Source organism: uncultured Algibacter sp. (assembly GCF_963976535.1).
Lineage (GTDB): Bacteria > Bacteroidota > Bacteroidia > Flavobacteriales > Flavobacteriaceae > Algibacter_B.
Genome location: NZ_CAXBLF010000005.1, coordinates 50,467 through 71,736 on the forward strand (window position 1 = coordinate 50,467; position 21,270 = coordinate 71,736).

The 21,270-nt window shown below is 33.4% G+C and carries 20 protein-coding genes; 10 read left to right on the top strand and 10 right to left on the bottom strand.

What is annotated here, in order from left to right:
* The first annotated feature begins 117 nt into the window (after nt 1–117).
* Genes nirD through AAC024_RS02920 form a run of 5 tightly spaced genes read left to right on the top strand, consistent with a single transcriptional unit; the run spans nt 118 to nt 4,023 of the window.
* On the top strand, nt 118–495 hold the full coding sequence (gene nirD / locus AAC024_RS02900) for a nitrite reductase small subunit NirD (RefSeq protein WP_339893680.1): 378 nt from the start codon (nt 118–120) through the stop codon (nt 493–495).
* Nucleotides 496–507: 12 nt separating this feature from the next.
* The gene (locus AAC024_RS02905; protein WP_339893681.1) at nt 508–1,092 is read left to right on the top strand and encodes a DUF4202 domain-containing protein; all 585 of its coding nucleotides are present in this window, start codon (nt 508–510) and stop codon (nt 1,090–1,092) included.
* Between the two features lie 10 nt (nt 1,093–1,102).
* Nucleotides 1,103–2,917, top strand: a complete 1,815-nt coding sequence (locus tag AAC024_RS02910; protein ID WP_339893682.1) for an ATP-binding protein — start codon at nt 1,103–1,105, stop codon at nt 2,915–2,917.
* A gap of 23 nt (nt 2,918–2,940) precedes the next feature.
* On the top strand, nt 2,941–3,309 hold the full coding sequence (locus AAC024_RS02915) for a RidA family protein (protein ID WP_339893683.1): 369 nt from the start codon (nt 2,941–2,943) through the stop codon (nt 3,307–3,309).
* A 57-nt stretch (nt 3,310–3,366) separates the two neighbouring features.
* Complete coding sequence (locus tag AAC024_RS02920) at nt 3,367–4,023, top strand: response regulator transcription factor (protein ID WP_339893684.1); 657 nt, start codon at nt 3,367–3,369, stop codon at nt 4,021–4,023.
* A 34-nt stretch (nt 4,024–4,057) separates the two neighbouring features.
* On the opposite strand, the gene AAC024_RS02925 is transcribed toward AAC024_RS02920, so the two are convergent.
* Nucleotides 4,058–4,624 carry a hypothetical protein gene (locus AAC024_RS02925; RefSeq protein ID WP_339893685.1) on the bottom strand — a complete coding sequence of 189 codons (567 nt, stop codon included), beginning with the start codon at nt 4,622–4,624 and terminating at the stop codon, nt 4,058–4,060.
* Between the two features lie 1,015 nt (nt 4,625–5,639).
* On the opposite strand from AAC024_RS02925, the gene AAC024_RS02930 reads away from it, so the two are divergent.
* The 4 genes from AAC024_RS02930 (at nt 5,640) to AAC024_RS02945 (ending at nt 12,997) form a co-directional block, all read left to right on the top strand.
* Nucleotides 5,640–7,076 carry an MFS transporter gene (locus AAC024_RS02930; protein ID WP_339893686.1) on the top strand — a complete coding sequence of 479 codons (1,437 nt, stop codon included), beginning with the start codon at nt 5,640–5,642 and terminating at the stop codon, nt 7,074–7,076.
* A 125-nt stretch (nt 7,077–7,201) separates the two neighbouring features.
* A complete protein-coding gene (locus AAC024_RS02935; protein WP_339893687.1) occupies nt 7,202–10,723 on the top strand; it encodes a molybdopterin-dependent oxidoreductase in 3,522 nt (1,173 codons plus the stop codon).
* Nucleotides 10,723–12,159: a rubredoxin gene (locus AAC024_RS02940; protein ID WP_339893688.1), complete on the top strand. Its 1,437-nt coding sequence runs from the start codon at nt 10,723–10,725 to the stop codon at nt 12,157–12,159. Before AAC024_RS02935 ends, AAC024_RS02940 begins: the two co-directional genes overlap by 1 nt.
* 424 nt (nt 12,160–12,583) lie before the next feature.
* On the top strand, nt 12,584–12,997 hold the full coding sequence (locus AAC024_RS02945) for an Hsp20/alpha crystallin family protein (RefSeq protein ID WP_339893689.1): 414 nt from the start codon (nt 12,584–12,586) through the stop codon (nt 12,995–12,997).
* A gap of 120 nt (nt 12,998–13,117) precedes the next feature.
* Here the strand turns inward: AAC024_RS02945 and moaA are convergent, their stop codons facing one another.
* The 9 genes from moaA to AAC024_RS02990 form a co-directional block, all read right to left on the bottom strand.
* Nucleotides 13,118–14,125 carry a GTP 3',8-cyclase MoaA gene (moaA, locus tag AAC024_RS02950; RefSeq protein WP_339893690.1) on the bottom strand — a complete coding sequence of 336 codons (1,008 nt, stop codon included), beginning with the start codon at nt 14,123–14,125 and terminating at the stop codon, nt 13,118–13,120.
* A 156-nt stretch (nt 14,126–14,281) separates the two neighbouring features.
* Nucleotides 14,282–15,193: a bifunctional molybdenum cofactor biosynthesis protein MoaC/MoaB gene (moaCB, locus tag AAC024_RS02955; RefSeq protein ID WP_339893691.1), complete on the bottom strand. Its 912-nt coding sequence runs from the start codon at nt 15,191–15,193 to the stop codon at nt 14,282–14,284.
* A gap of 75 nt (nt 15,194–15,268) precedes the next feature.
* The gene (locus tag AAC024_RS02960; protein WP_339893692.1) at nt 15,269–15,712 is read right to left on the bottom strand and encodes a molybdenum cofactor biosynthesis protein MoaE; all 444 of its coding nucleotides are present in this window, start codon (nt 15,710–15,712) and stop codon (nt 15,269–15,271) included.
* Nucleotides 15,713–15,716: 4 nt separating this feature from the next.
* Complete coding sequence (moeB, locus tag AAC024_RS02965) at nt 15,717–16,832, bottom strand: molybdopterin-synthase adenylyltransferase MoeB (protein ID WP_339893693.1); 1,116 nt, start codon at nt 16,830–16,832, stop codon at nt 15,717–15,719.
* 210 nt (nt 16,833–17,042) lie between these two features.
* Nucleotides 17,043–17,276, bottom strand: coding sequence for a MoaD/ThiS family protein (locus tag AAC024_RS02970; protein WP_339893694.1), 234 nt, complete (start codon nt 17,274–17,276; stop codon nt 17,043–17,045).
* Complete coding sequence (locus tag AAC024_RS02975; protein WP_339893695.1) at nt 17,260–17,844, bottom strand: molybdenum cofactor guanylyltransferase; 585 nt, start codon at nt 17,842–17,844, stop codon at nt 17,260–17,262. Before AAC024_RS02975 ends, AAC024_RS02970 begins: the two co-directional genes overlap by 17 nt.
* Nucleotides 17,845–17,846: 2 nt before the next feature.
* The gene (locus AAC024_RS02980; RefSeq protein WP_339893696.1) at nt 17,847–18,587 is read right to left on the bottom strand and encodes a sulfite exporter TauE/SafE family protein; all 741 of its coding nucleotides are present in this window, start codon (nt 18,585–18,587) and stop codon (nt 17,847–17,849) included.
* A complete protein-coding gene (locus tag AAC024_RS02985) occupies nt 18,588–18,926 on the bottom strand; it encodes a molybdenum transporter (protein ID WP_339893697.1) in 339 nt (112 codons plus the stop codon).
* A 9-nt stretch (nt 18,927–18,935) separates the two neighbouring features.
* Entirely contained in the window at nt 18,936–20,114 is a 1,179-nt protein-coding gene (locus tag AAC024_RS02990) for a molybdopterin molybdotransferase MoeA (RefSeq protein ID WP_339893698.1), read from the bottom strand.
* 219 nt (nt 20,115–20,333) lie between these two features.
* Here AAC024_RS02990 and AAC024_RS02995 point away from each other — a divergent pair, with 219 nt between their 5' ends.
* Complete coding sequence (locus AAC024_RS02995; RefSeq protein ID WP_339893699.1) at nt 20,334–21,083, top strand: Crp/Fnr family transcriptional regulator; 750 nt, start codon at nt 20,334–20,336, stop codon at nt 21,081–21,083.
* The last annotated feature ends 187 nt before the right edge of the window (nt 21,084–21,270 follow it).

A 21,270-nucleotide genomic window follows, 5' to 3' on the forward strand; every position in this document is an offset into this window, starting at 1 on the left:
TTGGAATGTAAAGCCCGACCCTTGTGGTAACGCCCAACTTCTCGATATAATTCCGAGAAAGTTTCGGAATCACTCGAAATGACAAAATAAATTGATTTTAAATAATACTTTTAAAGGATGGAAAATATATTAGAGCAGTATAAATCGGTTGTCGAAAATGAGGTTTCTACTTGGTTTGATGTAGGAGCAACTACAAATTTTCCTGAAAATAGTGGGGCATGCATAAAATACAAAACCAAACAAATTGCGGTGTATAATTTTACACGAACTGGTAAGTGGTATGCAACTCAGAATTTGTGTCCACATAAAATGGAAATGGTATTGTCTTTGGGTATGATAGGTAATAAGGAAGATATTCCGAAGGTGGCTTGCCCAATGCACAAAAAGAATTTTTCTTTAGAAGATGGTAGTAATTTAGCTGGTGAAGATTTAAAAATTGCAACCTATCCTGTTAAAATTGAAAACGGAAATGTGTATATTGGCTTTACGGATTAATACCTTACGAAAATGAAGCCAACACGTTTTGAAACTGCTATTGCATTAATTGATAAAGCCAACTCTGAAGACATAAATACTTTCGAGGTTGCTGGTATAGACTACTCTAAAGAATTACTGTACTCACAACGTATGACCAGGAAGTTGTTACAGTTTGAGCCTAATGCATCAAAAGCGCTTCAAATAGCGGCGCGTGCACAACATATTTGCCGTTGGAAAATTGCTAGAGATGAGTATCCAATGGATCGCGTGGGCTATTTAAAATGGCGCGAAACCTTAAAGAAAATGCATGGTGATTTAACTGCTGATATTTTAAAACAAGTTGGTTATGATGACCAATTTGCTGATAGGGTTAAAGCCATAATTATTAAAAAACTCATAAAGAAAAACGAAGAATCTCAAACTTTAGAAGACACTATTTGCTTGGTGTTTTTAGATTATTATTTTGAGGAATTTGCAGCAAAGCATAGTGACGAAAAGATTATTGATATTCTTAAGAAAACCTGGGTAAAAATGTCTGATAAAGGGCATGAGACCGCTTTAAAATTACCTTTTTCTGAGAAGAGTCTGGCCTTAGTTAAACAGGCTATTTCTTAAATATAAACTGATGACTAAACCAAGTAATTCATTAGACCAAAGAACGTTTGATAAATTACGCCGTTTATATATTATTGCTTTAGGTACTATTGCGGTTTCGGTAATAGTTAGTCAGATTTTAATTCGTATTCATCTTAGCGGACAAGAAAGCGATTCTACAGTAATTAACGTTGCTGGAAGGCAGCGTATGTTGAGTCAGAAACTAACTAAGGATATTGTTTCGTTAGCTTCTGAAACTAACTTAGAAAACAAAAGACTTCTAAAAGATAAAATAAAAGCAACCCTTCATCTTTGGGAATTGTCGCATTATGCCTTACAAAATGGAAATGATAGTTTGGGGTTGCCAAAAAAAAATAGCCCAAAAGTTATTGCAAAATTTAAATTGTTAAATCCTGTTTTTGATACCATAAATACTGCATCAAAATCTATTATTGATAAGATTGAAAACACACCTCTTTTACCTATAACTTTATATGCGTCTGATATAGAAAAGGTAAAAACCAATGAAAATGATTTTTTGGTTATGATGGATGATATTGTAAATGAATATGATATAGAAGCTGATGAAAAAGTTGAATGGTTAGGTCAGTTAGAATTGTGGTTAACAGCACTCACTTTACTTATTTTATTAGGAGAATTTTTGTTTATATTTTGGCCAGCTGCAAAATCTGTAAAATCTACTTTAACTAATTTATTGCTAGCAGAGAAACAAGCCAAAAAAATGGCATTTGATGCCGATGAATTGAGCAATTCCAAAGAAAAATCTATTAAAGAATTGCGTGCTTTAAGTCGCGCTTTGGATGATACACTTTTGTTTGCGCGTATTTTGCCAAGTGGTAATGTGGTGCATATAGGCAGTAAGTTTTCACGTTTATTCAAGGTTCCAAAATTTAACGAATCTGGGATGTTTTGGAATATCCTCTCGAGTGTAGAAAGCGAGCAATTAGCTCTAGAAAGCCTCATTTCAAAATTCAAAAAAACGGGTTGGCAAGGCGAAGTAAAAGCCACTACAAAAGATAATAAGGATATTTGGTTAGAAATGGCGATTATTCCATATAGCCCTACAGATGAAAAGTCTGAATTGTTAATAATCGCATCTGAAATTACGGAACGAAAAACGGGTCAATTAGAAATTCATAGGTTGACTGCGCAAAGTTTTGAGGAGAAGATGAATCAACAAAAAATCATCTCAAGTAAGATTATTGAGAATCAGGAAAAAGAGCAAAACCGTATAGCAAAGGATGTACACGATGGTATTGGGCAGATGCTTACAGGTTTAAAGTATAATTTAGAGAGTATTGATACTAAAGATGTAAAAAAAGCGACTGCTAAAATTGAACACCTTAAAAAATTAACGACTGATATTATTAAAGGCGTAAGAACGGCCACTTTTAACCTTACTCCGCCTGAGTTAGCAGACCATGGTATAGTGCCCGCAATTACAAAGCTTACGCAAGAATTAGCAAGACTTACAGGAAAAAATATTGTCTTTTTTAATAAAACCGATTTTAGTCTTCGTTTGGATTCGCTTACTGAAATTAATATTTATAGAATTACGCAAGAAGCAATTAATAATGCGATTAAATATGCAGATTCTACACATATCTTGGTGTCTTTATCGCATAGTGAAAACATACTAAGTATTGTGATTGATGATGACGGTAAAGGTTTTGAACCTGAAAAAATAAAAACCGTTAAGAATGCCGATGGCGGTATGGGAATGACTTTCATGCGAGAGCGGATAAAATACATTGATGGAAGACTATTTTTAAATTCTGAACTAGGAGTTGGTACACGTGTTACTTTAAATATTCCTTTGAGTTAATATATAAAACTATGAAAAGAAAATTGATAAGTTCAGGTTCCACCTTTGAAGAAAGTATAGGCTATTCAAGAGCTGTAGTTCAAGGCGATTGGGTATTTGTTTCTGGTACAACTGGATATGATTATGATAACATGACCATTAGTGATGATATTGTTGAACAAACTGAACAATGTTTTATCAATATCAAAAATACATTAGAAAAAGCTGAGGCAAGTTTATCAGATGTTGTTTGTGTAACTTATATTCTTACGGATGCTAAAGCATTCGAAAAATGCTGGCCTGTACTAAAAAAATACTTCGGTAAGGTTAAACCTGCTGCTACCATGATTTCTGCTGGACTTGCCGATGATAACATGAAGATTGAAATTCAAGTGACAGCATTAAAGAGTTGAAATACGTAGTATTACTTAATTTTATTACTTTTGTACCAATAACTTTAGATATCAAATATGATTAACGTAGTTCTTGCAGATGACCATGTTTTAGTAAGAGATGGAATTAAGGCACTTTTAGAAGATCAAGGCGGTATTATCGTAATTGATGAAGCGTCAAACGGTAAAGAAGCTCTTGAGGTTATAAGTCGTAATAAACCAGATATACTAATTGTTGATATCCGTATGCCAGAAATGAACGGTATTGAGGTGGTTCGTCAAATCAATACAAGTCAGATGGATGTAAAGACCTTAGTGCTTTCTATGCACGATTCCGAAGAATACGTAGTGCAAGCTATTCAAGCAGGAGCCGATGGCTATTTATTGAAAGGAGCCAGTAAAGAAGAATTTATAAAAGCTTTGAATAAAGTCGCTTCTGGAGGTAAATATTTTACAGGTGATGTGTCTGCAATTATTATGAAGAATTTTGTAAACGGCACAACAACTGCTGTAACTGGAAAGCAAACCCCTGTTGAAACACCGTTTAAACTAACCAAACGCGAAAAACAAATACTTAGTTTGGTTTTACAGTTAAAAAATAACAAAGACATTGCTGAAGAATTAGAAATCAGTAAACGTACAGCCGAAGTGCATCGTTTTAATTTGATGAAAAAACTGGATGTTAAAAACCTTATGGAACTGAATAATAAGGCTAAGGAGTTTGGGTTGGTTTAGGGGTGGTTTTTACTTAGATATTTGTTGTAACACGTTATTTATCATTCAAAGGAAATGTCAATCCAATCGCAAATGCACCAACGAACTGTTCAACAGAAGGTTGAAAGAAATAAGTGAACCCTATGTCAACATTATTATTTCGTCCTAATTCTAATCCTAGAGAGAAAGGTATATGATAAATCATTCCACTTTTATCTATATTGTCAAAAGCTGTAAATGTTTCAAATTTTCCAATGGAAGTTCCTATTCCAATTTCTACATATGGCGCTACCCAAGGTATTGGTGCTCTAACTCTTGCTTTTCCTCCTAATAAAAAAGCTTTTGATTCAGCTTTCTCATTGGTTGGATTGTCATTTAGGTCTTTTCCATTTGAACTTGTCAAAACAAAACCTACATAAGGTCTAAATTCAACCCAAGAAGCAACTTTTAACACTAGCTCTCCTTGAGCAAAAAAACCACTATCAGCTATTTCGTCAACGCTGTTAAATGGGACACTAATTCCATATCCTATTAGAGCATTTATTGATTTTTCCTTTATAAACTGTGCTTCAACTAAATTTGAAGTCAGAACTATTATTAATAATATTAGAGTTTTTCTCATATTGTTTTACAACGTGCTTGTGTATGAATAGTGCGGTTTTGTGTGCGAGGATTATCCACAGGAAAATCAGACGTAACAAAAACGCACTACACTTTGATTAAGCACTAAATTAAGCATTATTTATAAATGTTGCCATTTCGTTATTTTTTCAGAGTTCAAATTATGCAGTTAAATTCCGTTTTCCGTTTATCCACGTTTGAGTGAATTCCGTCAGCGTTATATTCCGCTATATTTTTCAATTCCGTTTGAGTTAGCAATTTCGCAACTAGCTAAATTCTGCCTTCAGTTTAGTTTTGATTATAATTCAGATAATATGATTTAATCTTTATAAGATTTGTAACAAATTCAATGCTTTTCCGTCTTATAATTAAACGTTAAATACTTTACTATATGCGCAATTTTTTAAAATCCTTGAAACAAAAACTTATTCAATTTTATCAATGTGAATTAAAAACCTTTAATAAAATACTTGGGATTAAGTAAATAAACCCGATTTGGTTTTAATTCCACGTTCGAGTAAGAAATTCCGCAACTTGCTAAATTCCGCATACAGTTCGGTTTTTGGTTTTCAATTCAGATTTTGATTCCGCAAACTTGCTAAAAAATCCGCTGTGATTTGTATTCCGCATTTGAGTGAGAAATCAGCGCAATTCATTCAGCCTTATACTCGGTAAAAAGCAGTTTTTTTAAATTCCGATTTTCCGTTTCCGAGTGAGTTCCGTAATGAATGGCAACAACTAGATAAACACACCAGTGTGTTTATCCCTTTTATATTTAATCACAAATATAGTTAAATACTTACAAATCTAATAGATTCTTTATGTTAAAATCAATGAGACATATTGGAGCTTTGATTAATTCTAATAAATAACTTTTATTATTTTCCATCATTTTTACCAAATCCTCAAAATCCATATATCATATTTATCAATCTTATATAAATTTTTGAATTACGTAATTATTGATATTAAATTAAGTATAAATACTTAGTTTTATATAAACAAAATACGTAATTATGGATAATCTTCAATCTTTAAAAGCAACAAAACTTAACTTATTGAATTTAAAATCAGTGCCAATTCGTACGTTTTGGATAAGCTCTATATCATTCTTTATGTGCTTCTTCGCATGGTTTGGTATCGTGCCGTTTATGCCAGATGTTGTAAGAGATTTGGGTTTAACACCAGACCAAAAATGGAACTCTATTATTTTAGCGGTTTCAGGAACTGTTTTTGCGCGTTTACTTATAGGTAAATTATGCGATAAATATGGACCGCGATTATGCTACACATGGTTATTAATGTTAGGCGCTATTCCGGTTATTCTAAGCGGACTGGTACAAACACCAACTCAGTTTTTGGTATGTAGATTATTTATTGGGTTTATTGGAGCTTCTTTCGTTATTACACAAGTACACACTTCTTTAATGTTTGCGCCAAATATTGTTGGTACTGCAAACGCAACTTCAGCTGGTTGGGGAAATCTTGGTGGTGGTGCAAACCGTTTAGGGATGCCATTAATAGCCGCAACCGTTGTGGCTTTTGGCGTTGCAGAAGCCGAAGCTTGGAGATACTCTATGGTTATTGTAGGAATGGCTTGTTTTTTAATGGGTATAGTGTATTACTTTTTTACTCAAGATACACCAGAAGGTAATTTTAAAGATTTAAAAGCATCTGGCGTTGCTATTGAAAAGAAAAAAGATGAAGTGGGTTTTCTAGCAGTTCTTAAAGATTATAGAATTTGGATTTTGTTTATAGTGTATGCCGCTAGTTTCGGTATTGAGTTAACCGTATATGGTACTATGGACGATTACCTTCAAAATACGTTTCAATTAGAAAGACTTACTGCGGGTAACATTGTTTTATCATTTGCATTAATGAACCTATTTGCGAGAACTTTAGGAGGCTTTTTTGGTGATAGATTCGGTAAATTAAAAGGGCTTAGAGGTCGTGTGTTATTCTTATCGTTTATATTAACACTACAAGGTGTTATGCTGGTTACGTTTTCTTTAACCACGAGTTTGGTTGTAGGATTCATCTTTTTAATCCTATTTAGTTTAAGTGTCCAAATGGCGGAAGGCGCTACATTTTCAGTGGTACCTTTTATCAATAAAAAAGCTATAGGCTCGGTGTCGGGTATTGTAGGCGCAGGCGGAAATGTAGGGGCCTTTTTAGCGGCATTCTTATTAAAATCCAAATCGGCTTTAGCAGAAAAAACAGCCATTCTAGAAAATCAAGGTATGGGAGAAGAAGCTTTAAAAGCAGCGCAATCTGCAGCAGCATCGATGGCAGTCTCACAAGGGTATATGGTTATTGGTTTTGTTGTGATTCTTACAGGAATTGTAGCCTTAGCTATTAAGTTTTCTCCAGCCGATGAAAAAGAAAACATTCCAATTCAAGGTATCGATGATTCTCAATTAGGATCACTTCAGCCTATTAAAGTAAAAAATTAAATTATAGTTACCTTTTTTATCAATTTTAAAATTTATGGTCCATTTTTTAGGGTATTCTGAATAATAAAAGTGATGCTTGTTTCCTATATATATATTGTCTTATTTAGTATAAAATGTTGTCCTAAATGTTAAAAAGCGAAGTAAAAACAACGTGTTCATATTGTGGTGTAGGCTGTGGTATTATTGTTAAAAAGGATAGTAATAATACCGTTTTTGTTGAAGGCGATAAAGACCACCCGGTTAACAAAGGTATGCTGTGTTCTAAAGGGATGAATTTGCATTATGTAGCGAATGATATTACCGATAGAATTCTATATCCAGAAATGCGTTGGAGCCGTTCACATCCAAGGGAGCGCGTTAGTTGGGATGATGCTTTAGATAGAGCATCGAACGTTTTTAAATCCATCATTAAAAAACATGGTCCAGATAGTGTGGCGTTCTATGTGTCTGGTCAGAGTTTAACTGAGGAATATTACATTGCTAATAAATTAGCCAAAGGATTTATAGGTACAAATAACATTGATACCAATTCGCGATTATGTATGAGTTCTGCAGTTGTGGGTTATAAGAAAACCTTTGGAGAAGATAGTGTGCCTATTTCGTATGAAGATATAGAATTAGCAGACACATTTTTAATTACTGGAGCAAATCCAGCGTGGTGTCATCCTATTTTGTTTAGACGTATAGAAAATCGTAAAGAGGAAAATCCAGATGTTAAAGTCATAGTGATTGACCCAAGAAAAACAGATACTGCTAATTTTGCAGATATACATTTACAATTACTACCAGGAACGGATATCATTCTCTATAATGCCATTGGAAGATGCCTTTATAAAAGGGGATTGATTGACGAAGATTTTATAAACAATCACACCGAAGGTTTTGAAAACTATAAAGACTTAATTTTTAAAACGTCTTTAAAACAAGCATCAAAATTATGTGGTGTACCAGAAAGAGATATTCAAAAAGCAGCTGATACTATAGGGCTTTCAAAGGGCTTTATAAGTATGTGGGCCATGGGGCTTAACCAAAGTGTTGTTGGTACGGATAAAAATGTGTCACTTTTAAATTTGTCGCTAATTACGGGTCAGGTTGGAAAACCAGGTGCTGGTCCCTTTTCTTTAACGGGACAACCCAATGCTATGGGCGGACGTGAAGTAGGAGGTATGGCGAATTTATTGGCGGTTCATAAGGATTTAGGTAACGAAGAACATCGTCGTGAAGTTGCTCAGTTTTGGGGAGTCGATAAAATAAATCCGAAACCAGGATTAACGGCTACCGAAATGTTTGATGCTCTTGAAAGCGGAAAACTAAAAGCAGTTTGGATAGCTTGTACCAATCCACTTGTTAGTTTACCTAATATTCATCGGGTTGAAAAAGCTATGCAAAACGCAAAGTTTGTTGTGGTTCAAGAGATTTCGCATAAATCTGATACGGTCGCTTTTGCAGATTTGGTATTACCAGCAGCAGGATGGTTAGAGAAGGAGGGAACCATGACGAATTCTGAACGTCGTATTTCATATTTACCGAAAGTAATTGATGCGCCCGGAGAAGCAAGACCAGATGTTGAAATTTTCTGTGATTTTGCACAGCGAATGGGTTTCAGAGGATTTAATTTTAATTCTTCGGAAGAAATCTATGATGAGTATGCATCAATGACAAAAGGGACAAACATTGATGTGTCTTTTTTAAATTATGATAGATTAAAAAACGAAGGTACTTTTCAATGGCCTGTACCAAAGTATAGACATCCTGGAACACCAAGACTTTTTGAAGATAAAAAGTTTTACACATCGTCTCAAAAAGCACAGTTTAATTTACCAAGCACCATTGAAAATACCTCGGCTAAACCGAATGAAGATTTCCCTCTTATTTTAACTACAGGACGTGTTCGCGACCAATGGCACACCATGACAAAAACTGGAAAGGTGTCCAGATTAAAAACCTACTATCCAATTCCCGTTTTAGAAATCCATCCTGTTGACGCTTATTTAAATAAGGTTAAAAACAACGATATAACAGAAATTAAAAGTGAAAATGGTGTGGTTAGAGTACGAGCTAAAATAACCGATACTATAAAAAAAGGTGTTGTGTTTTTGCCAATGCATTGGGGTAAACAATTGCAGAGTGATTTGAATAGAGCCAATAATTTAACCAATACTCTTGTTGACCCAATTTCGAAAGAACCCGATTTTAAATTCACGCGAGTTTCAGTTTCAAAATATAAAAAACCAATAGAAAAAATCATCATTGCTGGTGCAGGTGCAGCGTCTTTTAGATTTGTTCAGAATTATCGTGAACATAATGAAGTTGATGAAATTCATGTGTTTTCAAAAGAACCTAACTTGTTCTATAATAGGGTTTTACTGCCTGAGTATGTAACAGAAAAATTAACATGGAAACAGCTGCTTAAAATTAAAGAAAAAGAACTAAATAAGCTCAATATTAATGTTCACCCAGAAACATATATTTCAAAAATAGATAAAGAAAATAAAGTTGTTACCGATAACCAAAACGAGAAACATACGTTTGATAAATTGATTTTAGCCACAGGTAGTCGTGCATTTATTCCTAAAGATGTTCAAATAGATTTACCCGGACGATTTACCATGCGGAACAAAAGAGATGCTGATAGTTTTAAAGCCTACTTAGTTGCTACAGGATTGCCTCCAGAAGAACAACATGTGGTAATTGTAGGTGGCGGATTGCTTGGTTTAGAATTGGCCGCAGCCATGAAGCATAAAAACACTAAAATAACCATTGTGCAACGTGCCTCGCGTTTAATGGAGCGTCAGTTAGATAAAGTTTCGAGTAAACTATTAGCCTTAGATGTTCAAGAACGTGGCATTCAAATTTACTTTGATAATGAAGTGAGTACGGTGTTTGATGATGATGATTCAGGCGAATTAAACATCACATTAAAAAGTGGAAAGCTTATAACGGCCAATGCTATTGTCTATGCCATAGGCACGATTCCAAATATAGAAATAGCAAGAGAAAACGATATTTCCTGTAGTCGAGGCGTTAAGGTGAATCAGCATTTACAATCGTCGCACCCAGATATTTTTGCCATTGGAGAAATAGCGGAGTATAACAATCAATTATTCGGGATTACATCTGCGGCAGAAGAGCAAGCCACTATTTTGGCAAACTTTATTGCCGGAGATATTAGCTGTTCGTACAACGGCTCCGTATTAATGAATATTCTAAAGTTCAACGATTTAAGCCTTTGTAGTATTGGTGAGATCAATGTTCTTGAAAATGACGATAGCTATGAGGAAATCATCTTTACAGATATTAAAAAACGGTATTACAAAAAGTGTATTGTAAAGGATGATTTATTAGTTGGAGTTGTTTTAATGGGCGATAAAAATGAATTTGCCGAATTTAAAACCATGATTGAAAGTAAAATTGAAATGGCTGATAAGCGTAATACTTTACTCAGAGGGTCATCAAATGATGTGCCTGTTTTAGGGAAATTAGTATGTTCATGTAGTCAAGTTGGTGAAGGCAATATTGAAGAAGCCATTGCTCAAGGCTGTACCGATTTTACTAAACTTTGCAATAAAACAGGAGCAGGTTTAGGATGTGGTAGTTGTAAAACTGAAGTTAGAGAAATACTTCACAATTCTAAAGTTTTAGCGTAATGACAGAACCATATAGATTAATGATTAACGGCGGTGTTTTATCACCTGGAGAATTAAAATACATTTGTGAAGCCGCTGAGTATTTGGGGTTGGATGCTATATCTTTTGGATCTCGTCAAGATATTATTTTTCCTGAAGAAATTGATGAAACTAAATTTAGCCAGTTTGATAAAATTCAATTTGTAAGACCAAAACAAGATGGTGTCGAAAACATAGCATCATCTTATGTGTCTGCTGAAATTTTACCGAGCACCTCATGGCTTACAAGCGACCGTTATTTATATGTTTTAGAGCAGTTTAAGCACAACCCAAAGTTGCGTATAAATGTTATAGACCCCAAACAGCGCTTGGTTCCTTTATTTACTGGAAACGTTAATTTTATTGCTTCCGAGCACGAAGATTATTGGTATTTATATTTGAGACTTCCAGGTTGGAAAAAAACAAAGATGTATCCCGCACTTATATATAGTTGGGATATGGGTAAAATTGAATTGGCTATTGAAAATATTTTGATAGAAGAACCAGAAACTATAGAAATGATATTTGATTTGGTAAGTGATGCCATTGATACAAATAACAGAACGGTAGATAAGCCATTACAAGTTACTTTTTATCCGTTTCCCTATTACGAAGGGATGAATAGAATTGGTCCTGATCGTTATTGGTTAGGTTTATATTGGAGAAATAATAGATACGATATCCCATTTTTAAAAGCCATGTGCGATTTGTGCTCAGAAAATAAAATTGGTAAAATATCCATTACACCATGGAAATCATTTATTGTAAAAGGAATTCCATTGCATTCAAAATTAAAATGGGAAAAATTATTAGGTAAATTTGGTATTAATGTGCGCCATTCTATGTTGGAAATGAATTGGCATCTGCCTGTAAACGACAAGGACGCCTTAAACCTAAAAAAATATTTGGTCACTAATTTCGACCAGAATGATATTAGTACATACGGATTAACCTTTGGTATAACCAATCATAACAGCGATACTTACAATTTCACATCCATAGTCATAGAGAAGAATAAAATGCCAGAAGCACTTGGTCACTTTAAAATAAGAGATACTTATAATTTGCTTTATGCCAAAAACTTCGACCCAAATACACGCCAATACATTATGCACGTGCAAGATGTAGATATGGTGGAGTTGCCTGGACTATTAATGGAATTGAGTCAATTATATTTTGAAGAATTAGGTACGGAGCGAGAAGACGAAAACGTTGAAGCCATTACAAAATTAGTGGTAGAAGAAGACGTGTATCAATGTTCCGATTGCTTAACTATTTACAATGAAGTTTACGGTGATAATACTCAAAATATCGCTCCAAACACCACTTTTGAAAGTTTGCTAGACACATATGAATGTTCAATTTGTGAAGCACCAAAAAGTAGTTTCACAAAGAAGGTCTTGGTAAAACATAATTAGATTTTATTTTTGGAGCTGATACCTGCTATCCACTATATCTTTTTCTCGCGCCTCAAAAAAGGATGAGCCTGTCCTGAGCGTAGTCGAAAGGTTTCTATTAGGGCTAAAACAAAACAGGCTCGTGTAAACTTAATAGGTCATTTTTATGGTGTTTAAATGTTTAATCGTTTTCTTGTTTAATATCATGTGGGTTTTATTAGAAATTGAGCATTCAAAATGTATTAAATTAATTTACTGTTTTGTTAAGTTAAAGTTTTATTAAGTTTTTTAAAACAATTGAAAACTAATTGGTTATATCTGAAATTTGGTGTAAATTTATAACAGTCTATTAGTCAAATAATAGATATCTTTTTTTGATCTTTTCAAGGTTTTTCCTTTTGTGTAGTACTCTCAAGTTAAATTTTTAATAAAAATCATAGACCCCATGTCACCAATTAAAACAAAAAAAAATCCAAATAAAGCCCACGCTTATGGGTTTCGAGGCAAATTGAACTCAAATATTTCCGATCGTTATTTAGATAAAATCACAAATCCATCTGATTTAAAAATTATAGAAACCGACTCTAGTTTCCATTATGAATTAAAAATACCCGGATATATAAAAGAGGACTTTAATTTTTACGTTAGTAACAATGATTTAGTAGTAACAACAGAGAGAAGTAAAAAGAATGAAGTTCATGAAAAAGATGGAATTAAAACCAAAAGACATTCCTATTGTTATGCTTCGGCCTATTTTAAAAGAACATTTCAATTACCAGAAAATGTACTGAGAAATGAGATTTCTGTAGATTATAAGGATGAAATTTTAAGTTTTGATTTGCTTAAACCTAACAGTTAATAAGATGTTTTTAAACAGCACCAATTTGAAAAAATTTTGGCTTAATAGTGCCTAAATTGAAAAGGTGTAGTTTTATAGATAGCTAGATATTATACAAATCCACGAATAAACATATTTCATTTATCCTCCTATAGTAATCATACTTCTATTATTGTTATGCAATTTTGGTTCTTGTAGTTTTTTTAAAGTATCCATGCCACCGCGCACTTTTAATTTGGCTTTTACTGCTTTTTGAATAATTGGCTCTATGGATTTTCCAGAGCGAAGTGTCGTCAATAAATCAGATTCTCCAGATGAAAATAAACAGTTTTTTAGTTGACCATTTGCTGTTAAACGCAATCTATTACAAGAATCGCAAAACGGATTGGTAACGGAGCTAATAATAGCGAAACTACCTTTATACCCTTTAATTTTGTAGTTTTTAGACGTGTCGTTTGGTGCATCTTGTAAACGTTCAACACGATCCTCAGGAAAGAAATCATTAACATATTTCATGACTTCAGCGTAGGATACCATTTTACCCATATCCCATTTGTTGCCATCAAAAGGCATGAATTCTATGAAGCGCACAGAAATTGGTAAATCTTTGGTAAAGTGAATGAAATCTATAATTTCATTATCATTAAAATCTTTCATTAACACCGCATTCACTTTTACTTCAAAACCTTCTTTAACAAGTAATAATATGTTATTGTAAACCTTTTTAAACTCATGTCTTCTTGTGATGTGTTTAAATTTACCTTCGTCTAAAGAGTCTAAACTCACATTAATTTTGTTGACCCCATTGGCTTTTAAAACATCAATAAATTTGTCAATAATAACAGCGTTAGAGCTTATAGATAACTCTACAGGGAGTGTTGCTAATTTTTCTAATATGATTGGAATATCCTTTCTAATTAAGGGTTCTCCACCTGTCAATCTAATTTTTGTAACCCCATTCTCCACAAATGTTTTAGCGATATCATAGATTTCTTCATAGGTCATTAAATGACTTTTTGGAGATAATTTCACACCGTCTTCTGGCATACAATAAGTGCATCGTAAGTTACAACGCTCAATCAATGAAATACGGAGATAAGTGTGGTCTCTATCGTGGGTGTCTTGTAGTATGCTTTTATTATTCGTCATTTAGTTTTTTTGATTCAGTCCTGTCAGGTTTTTAAAACCTGGTAGGTCTAGATTCTTTTAACTTTCCCTCCCTGTCTGCCGGTAGGCAGGTTAGTGACTAATTACACCTCTCTTTTGGGAAGCTCGAAATTGCTATTTTGCAATTTCGGGTGGGAATTAATCGTGTCTCGCCCCTTTTAAAATTCTAAAAATATGTAATACTGATGGGAATATAGCATCCATAGATTCTTTTGCGCCGTTTGTTGAACCTGGTAAAGCCAAAACCAATGTGTTATTTATCGTTCCTGCTATACTTCTTGAAAGCATCGCATAAGGCATACGGTCTTGTCCGTAATTCCGAATGGCTTCTTCAATACCAGGGATTCGTCTATCCAGAATAGGTATCAAAGCTTCAGGCGTAACGTCACGTCCTGAAAGTCCTGTACCGCCAGTGTAAATTATTAAATCAATACCTTGTTCTTGGTAAGCTTTAGCTTTTTCTTGAATCACCTCTTTTTCATCTGGAATAATAATGTAATCTGATATTTTAACATCACAAGATTCTAGTTTTTCTATAATCGCTTTTCCTGCTTTATCTTCTTTGTGTCCTGCAGATATAGAATCTGAACATACAATAACCGTGGCAGTTAAATCTTTTCTGAATTTATCTTTATAATCAGATTTTCCACCTTTTTTATTTACTAGTTTAATGGCATGAATTTCTATGCCTTTGTCTATAGGTTTTAGCATGTCGTACATATTTAAAGCCACAACACTAGCGCCATGCATGGCTTCAACTTCAACTCCCGTTTTATAAATGGTTTTTACGGTGAATAGTACTTTTATTTCAAGTCCGTTAACTTCATATTCAATACCTGTAAATTCGATAGGTAAGGGGTGGCAGTCTGGTAAAATATCTGGTGTACGTTTTACTCCCAATAAACCAGCCGCTTTACTCATAGCGAATACATTTCCTTTTGGAACAGTATCATTTTCTATAGCAGCTATAGTTTCGGGTTTGCTCACTTTTACAATGGCCTGAGCTACTGCGGTTCTTAGTGTGGTTACTTTATTTGTGATATCGACCATTTTGTTGTTCGTTGTTTAGTTGTTTGTTGTTTAGGTGTTTCCGACTTAGCGACAAACAGCGAAACAAAATACATTTTAAGAGTTTATTTTCCATTGATGGGATTCATCTTCAAATATTTCCTTTCCAAATACAGGAACATCTGCTTTTATAGCTTCAACAATATATTCCAAAGCTTCAAAAACAACTTTGCGTCTTGGTGAGGAAACAAATACAAATAAGCATATTTCACCTACTTTTACAGTTCCTAAGCTATGATAAATGTGCATACAGGTGAGGTCAAACTTTTGAAAAGCAGCCTCACGAATTTCATAAAATTTCTGGTTCGCCATATCTTCATAAGCCGTATATTCAATAGCCGAAACTGTTTTACCATCAATTTCATCAGCTCTTACTTGACCTAAAAAAATGTTATGCGCACCAATGCTTGTTTTCGTTTGATGTTTATATATGGATTTTCCAATAAATTCTGAAGATATAGCACCTTGTTGGAATACGTTTTTTGGTTTTTTATTTGTCATTGTTTTATAAGTTTTCAGACCTGTCAGGTTTTAAAAACCTGACAGGTCTATTTGATAATATGTTTTTTATTTCTGAAGTACCTTCGATAATACTGAAGCAATTCGTTACATTTAAGTCTTGTAGCAAACTTACAGCGTGTTTACTTCGAATTCCTGATTGACAAAAAACAGCTTTTTGTTTTGTTGTTTCTATTTTATCTAAACTATGCTTCAATTCACTTAAAGGAATATATGTAATGGGTAAATCTTCAATTTTTGGTTGTTGATGAGCTTCTCTAACATCAATAAACTGTATGTTTTTTTCAGATAGAAGAGCTTCAATTGAAACAGTTGTTACTTCAATTTCACAATTAAAATCTATTTCCTTTTTATGAAAGTCTTCTTTATCCTTTAGAACAGATTGAATCGTTTCTTCTTTTCTATTAATTTTCAATATTGAATTATGAAGTGTTAAAGCATTGTAACATAATAATTTCCCAGAAAGTGTATTTCCAAGCTCTAATATTATTTTCAAAACTTCATTTGCTTGCATACTACCAATAATTCCTGGAAGTACACCTAAAACACCAATTTCTGAGCAATTTGGAACACTTCCTTTTTCTGGTGGATTGGGAAACAAACACCGATAACTCGGTCCGTTATTATAATTAAAAACAGAAACTTGACCTTCAAATTTATAAATGGCTCCAAAAACTAGAGGTTTACTTGTGATAATACAAGCATCGTTAACCAAGTAGCGTGTCTCAAAATTATCGGTTCCATCAACTATAATATCATATTCAATAAACAAATTGGCAGCATTTTTATGAGTCAACTTTTCAGGATAAGCTACAATAGAAATTTCTTCATTTAAATCCTCTAAACGTGTTTTAGCGGCAATTGCTTTATTTTTTCCTAAAGAAGAATTTCCAAAAAGAACTTGACGTTGTAAATTTGATAATTCAACAACATCAAAATCTACAATACCAATAGTTCCAACACCAGCAGCAGTAAGATATTGTAAAACAGGACAGCCTAAACCACCAGCACCAATGACTAATACTTTGGCACTAGAAATTTTGTTTTGCCCAGCTTGACCTATTTCTGATAATATGATATGTCTGTTGTATCTATCTGTCATTCCTACGAAGGCAGGAATCTCTTCCTACCAAATTATATTTTAATTTTTAAACGTTCTCATTTGCATATCGAAATGAGACACTATTGAGATATCTCAATAATATTTTATTTCAAATATTCTGTGATTTCTACCTTAAGACCGAAATGACAGAATTTATATTTTTTCAGACCTTTCAGGTTTTAAAAACTTGATAGGTCTATTTTTGTTAATTTATCCTCCTGCAAAAGGTGGCAACAATGCTATTTCTGCACCAGTTAATTCCGTTTCAATTGAAATCAATTCTTGATTTTGTGCGACTTGAAAATCCTTGTTTTTCAAAGTATCATATTTGGAATGTAAAGTTTCTATTAGATCAGAAACTAAACTACCAGAAAACTCTAAAGATTCTTCTTCTTTCTGAGTGATTTCAGCTATCTGACCAAAATATTTAATGGTTATATGCATTTTCGATGGCTTTTAATTCATTTTGAGTATTCACGTTCGTGGTTGAAAATTCCTGTTCTTTTTCTAAAACTATATTTTTTGATATACAATTCTTAATAGCAACTCGCAAACGCCTTTCATCATTTTTTAAAAAGGCATCAAAAGTACTTATCACATCTTTCTTATAAATGGCTATTAATGGCATGCTTTTACCATGACTTTCTATTTGAATAATTTGAGAAACATCATCAATATTATTGATTAATTTTTGAAGTATTTCAGAACTAATCAAAGGAATATCGCAACTTAAAATCAAGTTGTACTCCGTTTTTGAGGCTTCTAATCCAGCGCAAATTCCAGCCACAGGACCAGCATTTTTTGTTATGTCATTGACACGTTTTAATCCGAATGCATCATATTTAGAATCATCAGAAACAATAATAATTTCTAATACCAATGGTTTTAAAGCATCAACACTATATTGAACAAAAGGTTTTTCGTTTAAAATAAGAAACCCTTTATCTGTTCCCATCCTTGAGCTTTTTCCACCCGCCAAAATAATTCCCGTTATGCCTTTTTTTTCTATCATTATTATATAAAAAATAATTTAGCACTGGCTATAATGAGTACAAATGCTAAAATGTACCTTAAATTCTTATTGTTTATTTTTTTGCTACCATAATAACCGCCTAAAACACCTCCAGTTAAAGCGATGGCTACTAATAAAAGCGATTCTTTTTCTATTGACACACCACTGCTAAGTTGTCCTGTTAAACCTGCTGCAGAATTTACCCAAATAAATAATGCGGAAACCGCTGCTGCTTGTTTCATATTACCCCAATGCAACAACAAAATAACTGGTGTTAATATGATGCCTCCGCCTATACCAATCAATCCCGAGAAGAATCCAATAACAGCTCCAATAGCTAGTCCTTGCCACAGTTTAACTTTTTTCGTTCGGTCATTTTCTTTTCCAAAAACATTAAGCATTTTTAAAATGGCAAAAATGAGCAAAATGGCCAAAATCTTTTTGTAAATCGAAGCATCCACTTCTATGGTACCACCAATAAATGCCAAAGGCACTGAGGCTATAGCGAACACTAAAAATAGTTTCTTGTTAAAATAGCCTTCCTTATAATAGTAATAAAACGCGATACCGGCAACAAATAAATTTAATAATAGGGCAGTGGGTTTCATGCTTTCTGGAGCAAAAGAAAAGAGCGCCATTAATGCCAAATATCCACTTGCCCCTCCGTGCCCAATGCTAGAGTATAGAAATGATACTATAGGCAGAATTGCTAGAAAAAGATATATGTTTTCGTTTTGTAACATTTAAATGCTTTCAATTTTTTCGAGTTGCTTATCTAAAAACTCCCAGCAATTTTTATTGATTTCATCAAAAGCTATAACTAAGGATTTTCCGTATTCAGTTAATTCTGCACCGCCACCGCCTTTGCCACCAATACTATTTATAGTGACAGGTTTTTTTGCAGATTTGTTTACTGAATCTAATAATTGCCATGCTTTTTTATAAGATATATTTAAAGATTTTGCTGCTTTTGAAAGTGATCCCATTTCTTGAATAGCTTTTAATAAATGCACACGACCTTCACCTAGAAGCACTTTGTCTTCAGATTCAATCCAGATTCTACTTTTTATTTTGTATCCCATAATAATCTTTTAAACAGGTAATAAAATAACTTCAATAGCATCTCCTTTTTCAATTTTTAAAACCGTTTCTGGAGCATAAACCAAGGCATTAGAAAGCGCAAAGGTTTGCAACATAGAAGAGTTTTGCCCTTCCAATATTTCAACGTTTCCTTCATTGTAAATGGCTTTTAAAAATTGAGGTCTGTCTCCTTTCTTTTCAAAATGTGAAATAGATTTTGCTTCAATACGAGGCAATTCTAAATCGTCTCGATTCATCATGTTTTGAAGTGAAATATAGACGTAAACATAAAAACAAGATAGGGCAGCAGCAGGATTTCCTGGTAATGCAAAAATTTGTGTGTCACCTTTTTTTCCGTAGAATAAAGGTTTTCCAGGTTTCTGTTTTACTTTATAAAATAGTTCTTCAACTTCTAATTCTTTAAGTGCTTTTCCAACAAAATCGTAATCGCCTACAGAAATACCGCCCGTTATTATCACTAAATCGTTATTATTGATTACTGTATTAAGCGTGCCCACTGTTTTATCATAAATGTCTTCAACTTTATGAATGGACACATCATAATATTTCAAGCTATATAGCGCACTTAATAACATTTTAGAATTACTCTCGTAAATTTTTCCGTAGGTTAAATCTTGTCCCGCCTCAATCAATTCATTCCCCGTAGTAACTATGGCTATACTTGGTTTTTTAAAAACCGAAACTGTTGTGATTCCTAGAGAAATTAAATACCCTATGGCTGCAGGCGTTAATTTCGTGCCTTTTTTTAAGGCAATGTCTCCGGCCTTAACCTGCTCACCTAAAGGACGAATATTATGCTCTACCGAAATTTGATGTTCTATGGTAATAAAAGAACCATCTGACTTTACCTTTTCCTGTATCATTATTCCATTAGCTGCATCAGGAACAGGAGCGCCTGTAAATATTCTAACAGCTTCTCCTTTTTTTAAAACAAGTTGATGACTATCGCCAGCTTTTACTTCCCCAATCAACTTATAGGATAAGTCATCGTGCAAATTCAAAGCATACCCATCCATAGCAGATTGTCTGAAAGGCGGCATGTTTATAGGGGAGTATATATCTTTAAATAACACATATCCACCAGCCTTTTCAACAAGTTTGGTAGTTGCTTTTAAAAGAGGGTTTCCCTTTTCTTTAACTGTTGAAATGGCGTCAGAAATAGAAATCATAATTAATTATCGTTATATCCAAACAAATATAACGAATTGATTTTATTTTTTATTCAAGTAAAGATTTGAACTTAATTAAATGCAAATCATATAATATATGACTTCAAATTTTATGATTTTCGAAATTCATGTTCTTAATTTTAGCTAACTCCTAAAAACACATCTGACATGCATAAAATTAAGTATTATTACTTATTTTTGAAATTAAAGTAATTCATAATGAGTCCATCATCAACTTTTAATGATTTAGAACAAAAGTCTGCTCTTAATGGATCTTGTGATATCTGTAAAAGTGCAGATTGTCTTATTCATAATAATTTTGAGGCTCTTCTTAATTCTAAACTACAACGGAGTAATATAGTAATTAAATGTAAAAAAGGTCAGCAATTTATTATTGAAGGCGCTCCAGTAAATGGTCTATTTTTTATTAAAAACGGTACTGTAAAAGTTTTCCGAACTGGTATAAATGGGCGGGAGCAAATTGTAAGATTTGCAAAACCCTGCGAAATTATTGGACACCGTGGCTTTGGCACACAAGAGTACTATTCCATTGGCGCTATCGCATTACAAGACACAGAATTAAACTATTTCTCAAAAGAACATTTACAAGAAGCATTATTAGAAAACCCTAAGTTTGCCTACAACATGATGCTATTTTATGCCAACGAACTTAACAAAAGTGAAAACAAAGTAAAATCCATTTCTCAAATGACGGTACGGGAACGCGTCATTGATACCTTATTATTTTTACATCGAAAGTTTGGCAACCTTCGTGGCTACATAAATTTACCACTTAGCAGAAAAGAATATGCAGATTATGCCGGTACAACCGAAGAACAAGTAATACGCATTTTTTCTGTCCTCAAAAAAGAAAGATTAATTACTGCTCAAGGCAAAAAAATTGGTATTGCAAATGTTCAACTTCTAAAAAATGAAATCAGCGAGCATAACTATTTCTTAGATACTTAACCGTTGTTTTAAAACAATAATTTGGGCGTTTCCCTTTGCCCTTTGGGGTTGAGCTTTCCGCTTATAGTTTTAGCTCGATGCACGCCTCACCAAAAACTTCCACTACAATCCCTAACCACCTCTCTGCTATGGTTAGTCCATTAAAATTAAAATGAACAATCTTGCTAAGATTTTTATTCTTTTAATT

Bases quoted from the DNA above. Each gene is read 5' to 3' on its own strand.
- nirD (WP_339893680.1), top strand. From the start codon at position 118: ATGGAAAATATATTAGAGCAGTATAAATCGGTTGTCGAAAATGAGGTT.
- AAC024_RS02905 (WP_339893681.1), top strand. From the start codon at position 508: ATGAAGCCAACACGTTTTGAAACTGCTATTGCATTAATTGATAAAGCC.
- AAC024_RS02910 (WP_339893682.1), top strand. From the start codon at position 1,103: ATGACTAAACCAAGTAATTCATTAGACCAAAGAACGTTTGATAAATTA.
- AAC024_RS02920 (WP_339893684.1), top strand. From the start codon at position 3,367: ATGATTAACGTAGTTCTTGCAGATGACCATGTTTTAGTAAGAGATGGA.
- AAC024_RS02925 (WP_339893685.1), bottom strand. From the start codon at position 4,624: ATGAGAAAAACTCTAATATTATTAATAATAGTTCTGACTTCAAATTTA.
- AAC024_RS02930 (WP_339893686.1), top strand. From the start codon at position 5,640: ATGGATAATCTTCAATCTTTAAAAGCAACAAAACTTAACTTATTGAAT.
- AAC024_RS02935 (WP_339893687.1), top strand. From the start codon at position 7,202: ATGTTAAAAAGCGAAGTAAAAACAACGTGTTCATATTGTGGTGTAGGC.
- AAC024_RS02940 (WP_339893688.1), top strand. From the start codon at position 10,723: ATGACAGAACCATATAGATTAATGATTAACGGCGGTGTTTTATCACCT.
- AAC024_RS02945 (WP_339893689.1), top strand. From the start codon at position 12,584: ATGTCACCAATTAAAACAAAAAAAAATCCAAATAAAGCCCACGCTTAT.
- moaA (WP_339893690.1), bottom strand. From the start codon at position 14,125: ATGACGAATAATAAAAGCATACTACAAGACACCCACGATAGAGACCAC.
- moaCB (WP_339893691.1), bottom strand. From the start codon at position 15,193: ATGGTCGATATCACAAATAAAGTAACCACACTAAGAACCGCAGTAGCT.
- AAC024_RS02960 (WP_339893692.1), bottom strand. From the start codon at position 15,712: ATGACAAATAAAAAACCAAAAAACGTATTCCAACAAGGTGCTATATCT.
- moeB (WP_339893693.1), bottom strand. From the start codon at position 16,832: ATGACAGATAGATACAACAGACATATCATATTATCAGAAATAGGTCAA.
- AAC024_RS02970 (WP_339893694.1), bottom strand. From the start codon at position 17,276: ATGCATATAACCATTAAATATTTTGGTCAGATAGCTGAAATCACTCAG.
- AAC024_RS02975 (WP_339893695.1), bottom strand. From the start codon at position 17,844: ATGATAGAAAAAAAAGGCATAACGGGAATTATTTTGGCGGGTGGAAAA.
- AAC024_RS02980 (WP_339893696.1), bottom strand. From the start codon at position 18,587: ATGTTACAAAACGAAAACATATATCTTTTTCTAGCAATTCTGCCTATA.
- AAC024_RS02985 (WP_339893697.1), bottom strand. From the start codon at position 18,926: ATGGGATACAAAATAAAAAGTAGAATCTGGATTGAATCTGAAGACAAA.
- AAC024_RS02990 (WP_339893698.1), bottom strand. From the start codon at position 20,114: ATGATTTCTATTTCTGACGCCATTTCAACAGTTAAAGAAAAGGGAAAC.
- AAC024_RS02995 (WP_339893699.1), top strand. From the start codon at position 20,334: ATGAGTCCATCATCAACTTTTAATGATTTAGAACAAAAGTCTGCTCTT.